General features: G+C 61.8%; 14 protein-coding genes. 11 read left to right on the top strand and 3 right to left on the bottom strand.

From position 1 onward, the window contains the following. Nucleotides 1–157: 157 nt before the first annotated feature. Entirely contained in the window at nt 158–1,330 is a 1,173-nt protein-coding gene (gene pobA, locus AC1DJO_RS21200; RefSeq protein ID WP_112386681.1) for a 4-hydroxybenzoate 3-monooxygenase, read from the bottom strand. Nucleotides 1,331–1,440: 110 nt separating this feature from the next. Here pobA and AC1DJO_RS21205 point away from each other — a divergent pair, with 110 nt between their 5' ends. Beyond that, nucleotides 1,441–2,322: a helix-turn-helix domain-containing protein gene (locus AC1DJO_RS21205; RefSeq protein WP_112386682.1), complete on the top strand. Its 882-nt coding sequence runs from the start codon at nt 1,441–1,443 to the stop codon at nt 2,320–2,322. On the opposite strand, the gene AC1DJO_RS21210 is transcribed toward AC1DJO_RS21205, so the two are convergent. Together AC1DJO_RS21210 and AC1DJO_RS21215 are read right to left on the bottom strand one after the other, a co-directional pair. Continuing rightward, nucleotides 2,323–3,078 carry an IclR family transcriptional regulator gene (locus AC1DJO_RS21210; protein WP_112386683.1) on the bottom strand — a complete coding sequence of 252 codons (756 nt, stop codon included), beginning with the start codon at nt 3,076–3,078 and terminating at the stop codon, nt 2,323–2,325. A gap of 89 nt (nt 3,079–3,167) precedes the next feature. Continuing rightward, the gene (locus tag AC1DJO_RS21215) at nt 3,168–4,418 is read right to left on the bottom strand and encodes a sensor domain-containing diguanylate cyclase (protein WP_112444353.1); all 1,251 of its coding nucleotides are present in this window, start codon (nt 4,416–4,418) and stop codon (nt 3,168–3,170) included. Between the two features lie 207 nt (nt 4,419–4,625). Between AC1DJO_RS21215 and AC1DJO_RS21220 the strand changes: the two genes are divergently transcribed. From AC1DJO_RS21220 to ligD, 10 genes are all read left to right on the top strand, one after another. Continuing rightward, nucleotides 4,626–5,333, top strand: coding sequence for a 3-oxoacid CoA-transferase subunit A (locus tag AC1DJO_RS21220; protein ID WP_112386685.1), 708 nt, complete (start codon nt 4,626–4,628; stop codon nt 5,331–5,333). Next, on the top strand, nt 5,330–6,034 hold the full coding sequence (locus tag AC1DJO_RS21225) for a CoA transferase subunit B (protein WP_112386686.1): 705 nt from the start codon (nt 5,330–5,332) through the stop codon (nt 6,032–6,034). The genes AC1DJO_RS21220 and AC1DJO_RS21225 overlap by 4 nt, the downstream gene beginning before the upstream one ends. Before the next feature lie 10 nt (nt 6,035–6,044). Further along, nucleotides 6,045–7,250, top strand: coding sequence for a 3-oxoadipyl-CoA thiolase (pcaF, locus tag AC1DJO_RS21230; protein WP_112386687.1), 1,206 nt, complete (start codon nt 6,045–6,047; stop codon nt 7,248–7,250). Nucleotides 7,251–7,364: 114 nt separating this feature from the next. Beyond that, on the top strand, nt 7,365–8,159 hold the full coding sequence (locus AC1DJO_RS21235) for an SDR family NAD(P)-dependent oxidoreductase (RefSeq protein WP_112386688.1): 795 nt from the start codon (nt 7,365–7,367) through the stop codon (nt 8,157–8,159). A gap of 272 nt (nt 8,160–8,431) precedes the next feature. After that, entirely contained in the window at nt 8,432–10,585 is a 2,154-nt protein-coding gene (gene glgX / locus AC1DJO_RS21240; RefSeq protein ID WP_112386752.1) for a glycogen debranching protein GlgX, read from the top strand. An 18-nt stretch (nt 10,586–10,603) separates the two neighbouring features. Then, the gene (locus tag AC1DJO_RS21245) at nt 10,604–11,635 is read left to right on the top strand and encodes a DNA topoisomerase IB (protein ID WP_112386689.1); all 1,032 of its coding nucleotides are present in this window, start codon (nt 10,604–10,606) and stop codon (nt 11,633–11,635) included. Nucleotides 11,636–11,923: 288 nt separating this feature from the next. After that, the gene (locus AC1DJO_RS21250; protein WP_112386690.1) at nt 11,924–12,193 is read left to right on the top strand and encodes a hypothetical protein; all 270 of its coding nucleotides are present in this window, start codon (nt 11,924–11,926) and stop codon (nt 12,191–12,193) included. A gap of 17 nt (nt 12,194–12,210) precedes the next feature. Then, complete coding sequence (locus AC1DJO_RS21255; RefSeq protein WP_112386691.1) at nt 12,211–12,441, top strand: DUF2188 domain-containing protein; 231 nt, start codon at nt 12,211–12,213, stop codon at nt 12,439–12,441. Nucleotides 12,442–12,464: 23 nt separating this feature from the next. Next, the gene (ku, locus tag AC1DJO_RS21260) at nt 12,465–13,301 is read left to right on the top strand and encodes a non-homologous end joining protein Ku (RefSeq protein ID WP_112386692.1); all 837 of its coding nucleotides are present in this window, start codon (nt 12,465–12,467) and stop codon (nt 13,299–13,301) included. Between the two features lie 2 nt (nt 13,302–13,303). Beyond that, nucleotides 13,304–15,811: a DNA ligase D gene (gene ligD / locus AC1DJO_RS21265; RefSeq protein ID WP_112386693.1), complete on the top strand. Its 2,508-nt coding sequence runs from the start codon at nt 13,304–13,306 to the stop codon at nt 15,809–15,811. Nucleotides 15,812–15,821: the final 10 nt, after the last annotated feature.

Genomic DNA, 15,821 nt, shown 5'->3' on the forward strand with positions numbered 1-15,821 from the left:
TGCGCGCTGTCGATATTTCCTTTTCCCGCGTCGCCACGATCTGCCCCACCCGCTGATCGATATCAAAACCCAAGGGCGACAGGATCGGCCATCGTATTTCAGTTGTCGAGCATATTCATCGGTGGGCCGCCTTCCGTGGATGGCGGAAGGCGTGTCGTCAGTAGGGCAACCCGACATAGTTTTCGGCAAGCGCGGTCGAGGCGGCGGTCGAATGGGTCAGATAATCGAGTTCGGCTTCCTGGATCCTCTGGCCGAAATCGCCGGTATCCGGGAAGCGGTGTAGCATCGTCGTCATCCACCAGGAGAAGCGAACGGCTTTCCAGACGCGCGACAGGGCGCGCTGCGAATAGACATCGATCCCGGCGCTTGAATGCTCGGCGTAATATTCGGCGATGCCGGAGAACAGGTAATGGACGTCGCTCGCGGCGAGATTCAGCCCCTTGGCTCCGGTCGGCGGCACGATATGGGCCGCGTCACCGGCAAGGAACAGCCACCCGAAGCGCATCGGCTCGGCGACGAAGGAGCGCAGCGGCGCGATCGATTTCTCGAAGGACGGTGCCGTCTGCATCGCCTCGGCGTGATGGGCAGGCAGGCGGCGGCGCAGCTCGTCCCAGAAACGCTCGTCGCTCCAATCCTCGATCTTCTCGTCGAGCGGACACTGGATGTAATAGCGGCTGCGGCTTTCCGATCGCATCGAACAGAGCGCAAAGCCGCGCGGATGATTGGCATAGACGAGCTCGTGGCTGACAGGCGCGACATCGGCCAGGATGCCGAGCCAGCCGAACGGATAGATCTTCTCGAAGGTGCGGATCGCCTTCTCCGGCACCGCCTTGCGGCTGGCGCCGTGAAAGCCGTCGCAGCCGGCGATGAAATCGCAGTCGATGCGGTGCGTCACGCCGTCTTTGTCATAGGTAACGTAGGGCGCGGCACCGTCGAAATCGTGAGGCGTCACATTGGCCGCTTCGTAGATCGCCAGCGCGCCGCTCGCCTCGCGATGTTCCATCAGATCACGGGTCAACTCCGTCTGGCCATAGACCATGACGCGCTTGCCGCCGGTCAGTCCATGGAGATTGATCCGGTGATCCCTACCATCGAAGGCGAGCGAAAAACCGTCATGCGGCAAGCCATCGGCATGCATGCGCGCGCCGGATTTCGCCCGGTCCATCAGCCCGACGGTACCCTCCTCGAGCACGCCAGCGCGAACCCGGCCGAGGATATAATCCTTGGCGGCGCGGTCGAGGAGGACGTTGTCGATCCCGGCATCAGTCAGCAGCTGGCCGAGCAGCAGACCGGCGGGGCCTGAGCCGATAATGGCGACTTTGGTGCGCATGGTTCCTCCTTGCATCCTCTTGCCCGGATTTTGCGGAACGCGGTGGCCCGCAGCAATGGACATTTCGCGCCAGAAATTGCACTTATCGAACGTGGCAGGAGGATGCGGCCATGACGAAATTCGTCCCGACCTATGAGCTCTATGGCGAGAACACCGGCAGAAATCCCGATTTCTGGCTGCATTGCGAGACGATACCATCGCGCAGCAGCTTGCATCATTGGGAGATCAAGCTGCATCGCCATGAGAGCTTCTTTCAGATCTTGTACATCAGCGCCGGATCCGGCGATGCGATCTTTGGCGCAGAGCGGCATGAGATCACGCCCAACACGGTGATCACCGTGCCGCCGGGGCTGAACCATGGCTTCCGGTTCTCGAAGGATATCGACGGCTTCGTCATCACCGTGCTTGCGTCGCATCTGAAGGCGCTGCCGGGTGGCCGCAGCCCGCTTGGCGAATGGCTTGCCCGCCCGCATCTGACGAGCCTGCACCGGGACGATCCGGACGCAGTCTATGCCGGGCAGACGCTCTCACGCCTTGGTGCCGAGTTCGCGGGACGTGGCAGTGGCCGCGCCGATCTGCTGGAAGCCTATGTGACGATCGCGCTGCAGCTGACGATGCGGCTCTCCGGCAGTGATGCCGGGCAGGCTGGCGACGAAAACGGGCGGCGGATGGAATTGCTGAACGGCCTGATCCAGCAGCATCTGAGATCCCACCGGCCGGCCGCCTTCTATGCCGGTGAGCTCGGCGTCTCCGCAACGCATCTGAACCGCATCGTCAAGGCAGCGACCGGGCAGGGCACGCATGAGATGATTGCGCATCGCCTGACCGATGAGGCCAAACGCGAGCTGGTCTTCACCTTCGGCAGTGTCCAGGAAATCAGTTACCGGCTCGGCTTCGCCGATCCCGCCTATTTTTCCCGCTTTTTCCTGAAGCAGACGGGCGAGACGCCGCGGGCCTGGCGGATTGCCGAGCGGGCGAAGCTCGGCATGTGATCAGCGCAGGACCAGGCGAAGGGCGGCCTGTGTTTCCTTCAGCAGCGGCAGATAGCGCGCTGCCATCTCCGACGCTGCAACATGAGCGGCGGGGGCGCCGATGTTCAGCGCGCAGATCAGCTGGCCGCGATCGTTTTCCACCGGTACGGCGATCGAGCACAGGCCGAGCTCCAGTTCCTGATCGATAACCGCATAGCCCTGAGCGCGGACGCGCTGGAACTCGGCGATCAGCCTTTCGGGATCGGTGATCGTGCGCGGCGTACTGGCCTTGAGATCGCTGCGGGCGAGAACGGCGCGCGCCTCGGGCTCGGGCAAGGCGGCCAGCAGCACGCGGCCCATCGAGGCGCAATAGGCGGGCAGGCGGCTCCCCGGCGTCAGGTTGATCGACATCACCCGCTTCTGCGAGGCCCGTGCGATATAGAGGATCTCGGTGCCGTCGAGCACCGAGGCCGAGGCACTCTGCCCGGCCTTATCCGACAGCTGATCGAGATGCGGCTGCAGGATGGCGGGCAGCGGCGTCGCCGAGAGATAGGCGTGGCCGAGGCGCAAAACCTTCGGCGTCAACGTGAAGAACTTGCCGTCGTAATCGGCATAGCCGAGTTCGGAGAGCGTCAGCAGCGAGCGCCGCACCGTTGCGCGGTCGAGGCCGGTCAGCTTCGCGGCATCGGTAATCGATAGCCGCTGATGCATCTCTCCGAAGGCTTCGATGACCTTCAGGCCTCTCGCAAAGCCGCTGACGAAGTCCGTTTCGCGCATTCGATCCGGTCCAGAATCTCTGTTGCTGGCTCGATCGAGCCTAGCGGTTTGCTAGCACGGCATTGCTCTCCGGCAAAGCTGGGCGCCCGCTATCGGAAGTGGACTTCAAGATGCTGGCGATCTTGCGCGACGACCCGGCAGGCGGTTTCGAAGCGATCGCCGGGAATGCCTAGGGTGAATTCCGGCGGGATGCCCGTTGCGTTCGAGACGGCAAGGCTGGCGCCATCAGGTCCGAGAGAGCGGATCGTGCAATCGAATGTCGAGCGCCTGTCATTGAAGATGATCACGCCCGCTTTGAGCACCCGGCGCCGCTCGCCGGCTTCTGATGACGAGGCCGGGGCGGAGGAAGCGCAGCGATTCCGGCCCGCCTGCTTGGCCCGGTACATGGCGGCGTCCGCCTGCGCCAGAAGCGTATCGATGTCCTTGGCGATGATCGACATGCCAGTTATTCCGAAGCTGGCCGTAACGCGGATCGCGTTGTCGGCAACGGGAACCGGACTGGCCTCCAACGCGCCGCGCAGCTTTTCGGCCACGGCGAGAGCCGCGTCCCGATCGGCATGCGGCAGCAGCACCGCGAATTCTTCGCCGCCGAGCCGCCCGAGGATATCGCCGGCACGAATTTGTTCCCGGCAGGTCGCGGCAACCGCCTTCAAAACCGCATCGCCAGCCGAATGGCCATAGGTGTCGTTGACCTTCTTGAAATGGTCGACATCGAGCACGATGCAGGCCGCATCATGCTGATGCCGGGTGGCAAGCGAGAGAAGGCGGCGTGCTTCCTCATTGAAGGCCCGGCGGCTGAGGACGCCCGTCAAGCTGTCGGTCGCGGCAGAGCGTAGCAGCTCGACGCGATCCATCGCGATACCGGCGATTTCTTCCAGGATGCCGAGGTCCTTGCTGCCGAAAGAACGCGGTCTGCGGTCGATGGCGCAGACCGTTCCGACCGTATGGCCGTCGCGGGTCTTCAAGGGAACGCCGGCATAGAAGCGGATATGAGCCTCGCCTGTGACCGCAGGATTGGCCGCAAAGCGCGGATCGCGCGTGGCATCCTGGACGACGATCGGCTGTTCGTCATCGACGACATAGCGGCAGAAGGTGTCTTCCCGCGGCATCTCGTCGTTGGTCAGGCCTGAGCAGGCCTTGTACCATTGACGGTGCGCATCGATGAACGAGACGATGCCGATATCGACGGAGAAGACCTGCTTGAGGAGACGGACGAGCCGTTCGAAGCCCTCGTCTCTCGGCGTATCGAGCATATCAAGCTCGTCAAGCGCATTGAGGCGCTCCAGCTCGCGCTGCGCCGCCTCGACCGATGATCTGCCAAATGCCCTAGCAACCGCCATTTGCCACCTCTTTTGCGAGCAAATATGCGGGCTAATTGTAAATAACGGGTAATGTTTCCAAACCACATCATATAATCATCGGTGCGATATACGAACAAATATCAAATATCGCACAATTAACTTGCCTGACCCAAGGTCCCGGATTTATCCGTAGCAGTCAGATCGAGGCCGGTGAGCCTCGCGATGCCAGGCGAGGAGATATCCGGCATGGACAAGACAATCCGGAGCGCGGCGGATGCCGTTTCCGAAATCGGCGATGGCGCCGTCGTCATGATAGGCGGTTTCGGCGGTTCGGGCGCACCGATCGAGCTCATTCACGCGCTGATCGACAAGGGGCCGAAGAACCTGACCGTGATCAACAACAACGCGGGCAATGGCCGGATCGGTATTGCGGCGATGATCGATGCCGGGATGGTCAGGAAGATGATCTGCTCCTTCCCGCGCTCGTCCGACCCGCGCGCCTTCACCGACAAGTATCTGGCGGGCGAGATCGAGCTTGAGCTGGTGCCGCAGGGCACGCTTGCCGAGCGCATCCGTGCCGGCGGCGCCGGGATCCCGGCATTCTATACGCCGACGACCTATGCCACCGAGCTTGCCGAGGGTAAGCCGATTGCCGAGTTCGACGGCCGGAAATATGTGCAGGAACGCTGGCTGAAAGCCGACTTTGCGATCGTCAAGGCGCATCTCGGCGATACGCATGGCAATCTGACCTACAACAAGGCGGGCCGCAACTTTAACCCGCTGATGTGCATGGCGGCGGCCAAGACCGTTGCCCAGGTGTCGAGATTGGTGCCGGCCGGCGGCATCGATCCGGAACAGGTGGTGACACCCGGCATCTTCGTCGATGGCGTCGTCGAGATCGCCAATCCGCAACAGGAAGAAGAGCTCATTCGAGCCGGAGTGGCTTACGTATGACCCCTGAACCAAGCAAGATCGACACACGCGAAGACATCAAGCTTTCGAACGCCCAGATCGCCTGGCGCGCCGCTCAGGACATCACCGACGGTGCCTATGTCAACCTCGGCATCGGTTTTCCTGAGATGGTGGCCCGCTATCAGCCCGAGGGCCGCGAGGCGATCTTCCATACCGAAAACGGCATCCTGAATTTTGGCGAGGCGCCGGCTGCGGGCGAGGAAGACTGGGATCTGATCAATGCCGGCAAGAAGGCGGTGACGCTGAAGCCGGGCGCTGCCTTCTTCCACCATGCCGACAGCTTCGCCATGGTGCGTGGCGGTCATCTCGATATCGCGATCCTCGGCGCCTATCAGGTGTCTGAAAACGGCGATCTCGCCAACTGGCGCGCCGGCTCGAAGGGCGTGCCCGCCGTCGGCGGCGCGATGGATCTGGTGCATGGCGCCAAGCAGGTCTGCGTCATCACCGAGCATGTCACCAAGAACGGCGAGCCGAAACTCGTCGAAACATGCACCTTCCCGTTGACTGGAGTCGGCTGCATCACGCGTATCTACACGAGCCATGCAGTGATCGATATCGTCAAGGGCCGCTTCGTGCTGCGCGAAAAGCTTGCCGCCATGACTGTCGAGGAACTGCAGGCAATGACCGGCGCCAAGCTGCATGTCGAAGGCCCGGTCGCCGATCTCATCGTGCCCGAACTCTGAGGACTGACCGATGGCTGACGCTTTCATCTGCGATTACATCCGCACCCCGATCGGCCGCTTCGGCGGCTCGCTCTCCTCCGTCCGCGCTGACGATCTCGGTGCCGTGCCGCTGAAGGCGCTGATGGAGCGCAACGCTTCCGTCGATTGGGAGGCCGTCGATGACGTCGTCTTCGGCTGCGCCAACCAGGCGGGCGAGGACAACCGCAATGTGGCGCGCATGTCGCTGCTGCTGGCAGGCCTGCCGCTCGGCGTATCCGGCACGACGATCAACCGGCTCTGCGGATCGGGCATGGATGCAGTCATCACGGCAGCCCGGGCGATCCGTTCCGGCGAGGCAGAGCTGATGATTGCGGGTGGCGTCGAAAGCATGTCGCGGGCGCCGTTCGTCATGCCGAAAGCCGATACGGCTTTCTCGCGCAATGCCGAGATCTACGATACGACGATCGGCTGGCGCTTCGTTAATCCGTTGATGAAGAAGCAGTATGGTGTCGATTCCATGCCGGAGACCGGCGAGAACGTTGCCGAGGATTACAAGGTCAGCCGCGCGGATCAGGACGCCTTTGCCGTCCGCTCGCAGGCGAAGGCCGCGGCATCGCAGGAAAGCGGCCGGCTGGCCAAGGAAATCAGCGCCGTCACCATTCCACAGCGCAAGGGCGATGCCGTTGTCGTCGACCGGGACGAGCATCCGCGTGCCACCTCGATCGAAACGCTCGCCAAGCTCGGCACACCCTTCAAGAAGGAAGGCGGGACGGTTACCGCGGGCAATGCCTCCGGCGTCAATGACGGCGCGGCTGCGCTGATCGTCGCCTCCGAAGCGGCGGCGAAGAAATACGGCCTCAGGCCGATCGCCCGCATTCTCGGCGGTGCCGCCGCCGGCGTGCCGCCGCGGATCATGGGCATCGGCCCGGTCCCGGCTTCGCGCAAGCTTTTGGCGCGGCTTGGCCTCAAACAGGAGCAGTTCGATGTCATCGAACTCAACGAAGCTTTTGCCTCGCAGGGTCTGGCAGTTTTGCGCGAACTCGGGATTGCCGATGACGATGCCCGCGTCAATCGTAACGGCGGGGCGATCGCGCTCGGTCATCCGCTCGGCATGTCGGGCGCCCGCATCACCGGCACGGCGGCGCTGGAACTTGCCGAAACCGGCGGCCGCTATTCGCTCTCGACCATGTGCATTGGCGTCGGGCAGGGGATCGCCGTAGCGCTGGAGCGGGTCTAGGGACAGCCGGTCATCGTACAAATTCGCGTGTTCGGCATTGCCGATCAGCGACGCCTGCTGCTAAGACTCCCAGCCATAATCACACTTCATTGGTTTTAGGGAGGCTTTGCAGCCATGGCTGATCTTGCTCAATCACTCGCGTCCATCAAGTTGCCGGATCTGGTCGGCAAGGCGGTGCTCATCACCGGCGCCTCGACCGGTATCGGTGCCGCACTTGCCCGCGCCTTCGCGGCACAGGGGATGAAGGTCGGCATTCATTACAATGCCAGCCGCGAACCGGCCGAAAAACTCGCCGAGGAAATCCGCGCCACCGGCGCCACCGTGCATCTCGTGCATGGTGACGTATCGAAAGAGGGCGAGACCGAGCGCGTCGTCGAAGAAACGGCAAAGACCTTCGGCCATCTCGACGGCCTGATCAACAATGCCGGCGGCATGCTCGGCCGCAAGCCGACCGCCGAATATACCGACGAGCACTACGACAACGTCATGAACCTCAATGCACGCTCGGTTCTCGCTGCCGTGCGCGCCGCTCATCCCTGGCTGAAGAAGCAGGGTGGATTCATCATCAACACCACCTCGATCGCCGCCCGCAATGGCGGCGGTAACGGCGCGATCCTCTATGCGGCATCCAAGGGCTTCGTCTCGACGATTACCCGCGGCCATGCCAAAGAGTTTGTCGGCGATCGTATCCGCGTCAATGCAGTGGCGCCCGGCGTTATCGCCACGCCGTTCCATGAGCGCTATACCAATGACGAGCAGATGGAGATGCAGCGCAAGTCGATCCCGATGGGCTTTGTCGGCACTTCGGAAGATTGCGTCGGCGCCTATCTCTTCCTCGCTTCGCCGACCCTGTCTGGCTACATCACCGGCCAGATCATCGAAGTGAATGGCGGCCAGCTGATGCCGTAATCCGGCATTTTCTCTCCCCGATATTTTGCACTGCACAAGGGAACCTTCGGGTTCCCTTGACGTTTCGGAGACGGGGGAAGGCGATCGCCGTTCCTTGTTATCTGAGACGGATGATCATGTTCAAGCCAAGCCACTCCAATCGCTGTGCCGGGCAACGCTGCCGGACGCAGTGCTTTGCTGTGTCTGCTGGCTGAATTGCCCATCCGCCTCGTCAGCTGCCGCGGCAGCGAAAACCGTATAATGAAGCGACATAAAGGATGGGCGACACAAAGATGAGCTATTCGTTCTCGGAACTCGATTTCCTCAAGCCGGAGCTTGGTGCGGAATATACCGGATCCGGGACGCATTTCGCCGTCTACTCTGCCCATGCCGAACAGATGGAACTCTGCCTGTTTTCGGCCGACGGCAAGAAGGAAGAGGCGAGGCTGGCGCTGCCCAAGCGCGAGGGCGACATCTGGTCGGGCTATATCGCCGGCGTCGGGCCGGGAACGGTCTATGGCTATCGCGCCCACGGCCCTTACGATCCGAAGAACGGCCACCGTTTCAATCCCAACAAGCTGCTGCTCGACCCCTATGCCAAGCAGGTGAAGGGCGATCTGAAATGGGATGATGCTCTCTACGGATATGCGATCGGAAAGGACGATCTGTCCTTCGACGAGCGCGATAGTGCGCCCTTCATGGTCAAGGGTGTCGTCCAGGATCCGGATTTCGATTGGGATGGCGACCAGGCGATCCGCAGGCCATGGACGGAAACCATCGTCTATGAGGCGCATGTGCGCGGCATGACGATGACCCATCCCAAGGTGCCCGATCATCTGCGCGGTACGTTCCTGGGCATGGCGAGCGATCCGATCATCGATCATCTGACGAAGCTCGGCATTTCCGCCATCGAACTTCTGCCGATCCAGTTCTTCCCGAACGACCGGTATCTCGAAGAAAAGAACTTGACCAATTACTGGGGCTACCAGACGCTCGGCTTCTTCGCGCCGCAGTCGCGCTACATGTCGAGCGACAAGATCACCGAGATCAAGACGATGGTCCGCAAGTTCCATGCGGCCGGCATCGAAGTGATCATGGACGTCGTTTATAATCACACCGCTGAAGGCAGCGAGCGCGGCCCGACACTCTCCTTCCGCGGCCTCGACAATGCGAGCTACTACATTCTCTCGCCAGACGATGCGCGCCATACGTTCGATACGACGGGCACCGGCAACACGCTGAACATTGCCAACCCGATGGTGATGCGCATGGTGCTCGACAGCCTGCGCTATTGGGTCGGCGTCATGCATATCGACGGCTTCCGCTTCGATCTCGCCAGCACGCTAGGCCGCCAGGATCTCGAATTCGACCGTGCCGGCATTTTCTTCAGCGCCATCCGTCAGGATCCGATGCTGGCGGGCGTCAAGCTGATCGCCGAGCCGTGGGATGTCGGCGAGGGCGGATACCAGGTCGGCGGTTTCCCGCATCCCTTCCGCGAGTGGAACGACAAGTTCCGCGACGATGTCCGGCGCTTCTGGAAGGGCGACGGCGGTCTGGTTTCCAGCCTCTCGCAGCGCATCACCGGCTCCTCGGTGCAGTTCAATCATTCCGACCGCGGCGCAACGTCTTCAGTCAACCTGCTGGCTGCCCATGACGGCTTCACGCTGATGGATACGGTGTCCTTCAACGACAAGCACAACGAAGCGAATGGCGAGGACAACAATGACGGCCATTCCGACAATCATTCGGACAATATGGGCGCCGAAGGCGCGACCGACGATCAGGGCATCAACGACAATCGCGCGCGGCGCCGCCGCAACATGATGGCGACGCTGATGCTGTCTCAGGGCGTGCCGATGATCGTCGCCGGCGATGAGGTCGGCAACAGCCAGCATGGCAACAACAACGCCTATTGCCAGGACAACGAGATCGGCTGGATCGACTGGAGCGGTCTCGACGATCCGTTCCTGGCCTTCTGCCAGAAGATGATTGGCTTCCGCAAAGCCCATCCCGAGCTGCGCCAGGAGCGCTTCCTGACCGGCGAAACCAGCGAGGATGGCCGGATCGAGATCGCGTGGTTCAAGGCCGACGGCAGCTTCATGGATGACGGCGCCTGGAACGATGGCGAGCTGCGCGTGCTTGGGGTCTATCTGTCGCGCAGCGTCAGCGCACCCGAGAACGAGGACATGCAGGGTCTCTACATGCTCTTCAATGCCGGTGGCGATTGCGAGATCAATTTGCCGGAGGTGAACGGTGTCAGGGAATGGCAACGCCTCGTCGAGACCGGGGCGGACGATGCCTTCGAGGTCATCCACGCAGAGAACCCGTTCACGCTCTATCGCGAAAGTATCGCGGTGTTTGCGCCAAAAGGCGCCACCGAGCCGCCCAAGGATGCCGATACCGCCGAGCGCCGCCGCTGGTTCAGTTTCGGCCGCAAGAAGAAGTGACAGGCCCAGAACAAAGCGATGAATGCGGACGCGATAACTGAGCTCGGACTGACCTATGTGAACGATACCGAACCGGGTATCCGCCGCAGCCGGAAGGGCAAGGGCTTTTCCTACCGTCTGCCGGATGGTTCGCTGGTATCCGATCCGGATCAAAAGAAGCGCATCGCATCGCTCGGTCTGCCGCCCGCCTATGAGGGTGTCTGGATCTGCCTGCAGGAAAACGGCCACCTGCAGGCAACCGGCTACGACGCGCGCGGGCGCAAGCAGTACCGTTATCACAAGGACTGGAACAGCTTCCGCAGCGTCGAGAAATTCCATCAGCTGATCGAATTCGGCCAGGCGCTGCCGAAGATTCGCCGGCAGGCTCTCAGAGATCTCGACACCGGCGCCGACGATGTCAGGGGCGTCCTTGCGGCGCTGACGACGCTGCTCGATGAAGCACATCTGCGCGTCGGTAATCAGGCCTATGTCAGGGAAAACGGCACCTATGGCGCAACGACGCTACTCAAGCGCCACATCAAGCTGAACGACGGCAGAATCGAGCTCAAATTTCGGGCGAAGGGCGGCAAGCGCGTGCAGCGCAGCCTCAAGCATCCGCGGTTGCAGAAAATCCTGGAAGAAATCGCCGATCTCCCCGGCCGCCAGCTTTTTGTCTGGAAGGACGAGACGGGATCGCTGAAGCCGGTCGAGTCCGGCAGGCTCAACGCCTATCTGGCCGAAATTTCCGGCATCGCGATTTCCGCCAAGACCTTTCGTACCTGGGCGGGCTCGCTTGCCGGGTTCGGCGCGGCACGCGGCGCAATCCTCGATGGCCGCCACCCAACTGTGAAAGAGATGGCGGAGGCCTCGGCCGAAGTATTGCACAACACGCCGGCCATCTCGCGCTCCAGCTATATCCACCCGCGCATCATCGCTCTTTCGGACCGCGGCAGCGCGTTGGCGGAAGAACTGCCGGAGCCGGCGGAGCCGCTGCGCGGTCTTCGCGCCGAGGAAAACCGCCTGCTCGATTTCCTGATGCGCGAAGCGGGCATCACGCCCTCTTCAAGATGATGAAAAAAGCCCGCGCTCGGGAGCGCGGGCTTCTCAAGATAACAGGAGGTCTTATCAAGCAGCCGCTTCTGAAAGACGGCCTTCCTCGATCTACTCGCCGCGCCGATGTCGCAGTAAATGCGCGCTCCAATCAGTGCGGTCGCAGAAGTAGAACCACTCAAGCGCCAGATCGTTCCTGAAATGCGACGCGCGATCTGCAAACTTGGCTTTAAAGCGGTGGCCGCGGAACAAATTCTCTTACATCTCGTTGAAAAGCTTGATCGGAAGTCATTCTGAAAGGGCGCTCCCATGCCGAATGTCCGCAAGGCGGCTGACAAGGACCGAAAGTTCGATCCCCGCGACCGGTTGATCGTCGCTCTCTACGCGCAGCTGAAAGCCGAGCGGGAGACGCGCGAGACGCTCGAATGGGTCATCCGCAATGGCGGATTGTCGGACGCGGTGCTGGAAGCGATCGCCTCCGATCCCGTCAGGCCGGTGACCAGCGACGAGATCGCATCGGTCGAAAAGATCATAGCTTTGGATGAGCGCCGCAAAGGTGCGCCACGCGACTACGACTGAAGAAAGAGGAGCTGAAGATGGTGGATATTACATATCAGATCGTGCCGCATGACGAAGGCTGGGCCTACAAGCTCGGCGAAACCATTTCCGAGACCTATGCCACGGCCGAGGAAGCCGCAGACCGGGCGCGAAGTGCTGCGTCGCGGCAGAAGATCGGGGCCGGCGATGCCACGCTCGCCTATCCCTCGCCGGATGGCGGCTGGCAGTTTCAACCCCTGGAAACGGACAAGAGCGGAAGCAGGCTCTGACGGGACAAGCGTAGGAGAGTGACATGGCGGCGCGGGCAAGCTGGAAAGGCCATCTGAAGATCGGCGACCTTGTCTGCGCCGTCGGTCTCTACACGGCCATTTCATCGTCGGACCGCCTGTCCTTCAATATCATCAACCGGAAGACCGGCCATCGCGTCGAGCGGCAGTTTGTCGATAGCGAAACCGGAAAGCCCGTGGACCGCGAAGACCAGGTGAAGGGCTACAGGATGGACAATGGCGAATACATCGTCATCGAAGGTGACGAGATCGCCAGCGTCATGCCGGAGAGCGACAAGGTGATGGGCGTCCAGAGCTTCATCCCGCTGGAAGAGATCGACAAGCTCTATTTCGATCGTCCGTACTATCTGGCGCCAGTCGAGGATCACGATGCCGAAGCGCTTAGCCTGATCATGCGCAGCATGCGCGACAACAAGGTCGCAGCGCTCGCCCAGGCCGTATTGTTCCGCCGCAACCGGACGCTATTGATCCGCGCGCAGGGCGATCACGTCATCGCCACCATGCTCAATTTCGACTACGAAGTCCGCTCCGCCGAGACAGTCTTCAAGGACATTCCCGATATCAAATTTGACAAGGAAATGCTGGAGCTTGCCGGCCACATCATCGGCACCAAGAAGGGCAGCTTCAATCCGGCCGAATACGAGGACCGCTACGAGGCGGCACTGACCGAACTCGTGAAAGCCAAGATCGAGGGCCGGGAGCCGCCGAAGCGCAAGCCGAAGCCGGAGGGCAAGGTCGTCGATCTCATGGAGGCGCTGCGCCAAAGCGCCAAGATCGGCGGCAAATCCGGATCTGGTAAGCCTGCCGCCAGCGCATCCAGCCGCCGCAAGAAGGCGAGCTGACGATGGCGCTCGAAACCTATCAGCAGAAGCGCGACTTCAAGGCCACTCCCGAACCGCGCGGCGCAAAAGGCAAGAGCAAGGGCAACAGCTTCGTCATCCAGAAGCACGACGCGACGCGGCTGCACTACGATTTCCGGCTGGAGATGGACGGCGTGCTGAAAAGCTGGGCGGTGACGCGCGGCCCCAGCCTGAACCCCGATGACAAGCGGCTGGCCGTCCATGTCGAGGATCATCCTCTCTCCTATGGCGATTTCGAAGGCGTCATTCCGAAGGGGCAATATGGCGGCGGCACCGTCATCGTCTGGGATCAGGGAACCTGGACGCCGCTTTACGATGCGAAGAAAGCCTATCGAAAGGGCCATATCGAATTCGAGCTCGACGGCGACAAGCTGAAAGGCCGCTGGCATCTCGTCCGCATGCACGGCAAGCCGGGCGAAAAGCACGAGAACTGGCTGCTGATCAAGGGCGAGGACGCCGAAGCCCGCCATGGCCGCGAGGACATCCTCAAGAAGCGTCCGGAATCGGCCAAGAGCGGCCGGACGATCGAACAGGTCGCCAAGAACCCAGATGATACCTGGAATTCGAAGCCGAATGGCCGGAAGGCGGCAGCCAGGCTTGCAACCAAGGCCAAGGCGAAGCCGCAGGCTCACCAATGGCCGAAGGGTGTGCGCAAGGCGGCGATGCCCGATTTCGTCGAGCCGGTGCTTGCCAAGCTGAAGCCGCGTCCTCCGGCCGCCGACGGCTGGATCCACGAGATCAAGTTCGACGGCTACCGCCTGCAGATCCGCATCCGCGACGGGAAGGTGGCGATGCTGACGCGCACCGGCCTGGACTGGACGGAGAAATTCGGGGAAGAGATCGCTGCCGCCTTCGGCGAACTGCCTGTCGAGACCGCGCTGATCGACGGCGAACTGGTCGTCGAACGCGAGAACGGTGCATCGGACTTCTCGGCACTCCAGCACGATCTGAGCGAGGGGCGTAGCGACCGCTTCTCCTTCTATGCCTTCGACCTGATCTATCTCGACGGCCATGATCTGCAGAATGCAGCGCTGATCGATCGCAAGGCGCTGCTGGAAAAGCTGCTGCCGGCGGGCAGTAGCAAGTTGCGCTACAGCGATCATTTCGACGAGAATGGCGGCCTGGTTCTCGACCACGCCTGCCAGCTCAGCCTGGAAGGCGTCATCTCTAAGGGCCGCGACAGCAAATATGTGTCAGGCCGCACCGGCGACTGGATCAAATCGAAATGCGTCAAGCGCCAGGAATTCGTCATTGGCGGCTATGTGCCCTCGACCTCGATGAAGAGCGCCATCGGCTCGCTCGCCATGGGCTATTATGACAAGGGCAAGCTGAAACATGTCGGGCGCGTCGGTACCGGATATACCGCGAAGCTCTCGCACAATCTCTACACTCAGCTCTCCAAGATCGAGCAATCCGCCAGTCCTTTCGACGGCAAGCTGACGGCCGAGGAGCGCCGCGGGTTGGTGTTCGTCAAGCCTGATATGGTTGCCGAGGTTGAGTTTGGCGCCTGGTCAGCCGATGGTAATCTCCGCCATGCGGCTTTCCGCGGTTTGCGCGAAGACAAGGCGGCAAAGGATGTGGGGCGCGAAATGGGTGGAACTGCTGCAAAAGAACTGCCGGTATCGAGCGTGACGTTGACGCATCCCGATCGCATCTACTGGCCCGACGAGGGCATTACCAAGGCCGGGCTGGCCGATTACTACGCCCATGTCTGGGAACTGATGAAGCCGTTCGTCGTCAACCGGCCGCTCTCGCTGCTGCGCCTTCCCGATGGCATTGCCGGCAAGCAGCGTTTCTTCCAGAAACACGCCTGGAAGGGAATGAACGAATATATCGAAGAGATCGCCGACCCCAAGGATCGCAGCGGCGAGAAGCTGCTGCGGATCAGGGATTTCGACGGGCTCGTCGCGCTGGTGCAGTCGGCCGTCCTGGAGATCCACCCCTGGGGCGCGACGACCGCCAAATGGGAAAAGCCCGATATGGTGACCATGGATCTCGATCCGGCCGATGATGTGCCATGGGACGCGGTGATATCGGCGGCGCATGAGATCAAGGCGCTCATGGAAGGCGAGGGGCTGGCTGCCTTCGTCAAGACCTCGGGCGGCAAGGGGCTGCATGTCGTGGCGCCGCTGGCGCCGAAGGCGGGCTGGACCGAAGTGAAAGCCTTCGCCAAATGGATCGCCGACACGATGGAAGCCTCCGACCCATCCCGCTACATCGCCAAGGCGACAAAGGCCGAACGAACGGGCAGGATCTTCATCGACTATCTGCGCAACGGGCGCGGCAATACTGCCGTCGCGCCCTATTCGGCCCGCGCCCGCAAAGGTGCGCCGGTCTCGATGCCCATCGATTGGAGCGAGCTGACAGGCGAGATCGGCCCCGCTTATTTCACCGTCGACAACGCGCCGGCGAGGGTCAACGCGCTGTCAAGCGACCCCTGGGCCGATTTCTTCGATGCAGCGAGGCCTCTAGAAAAGAAGAAGCGGTCCTGACGCATCGGGA

This window comes from Rhizobium sp. 05N430 (genome assembly GCF_056396985.1).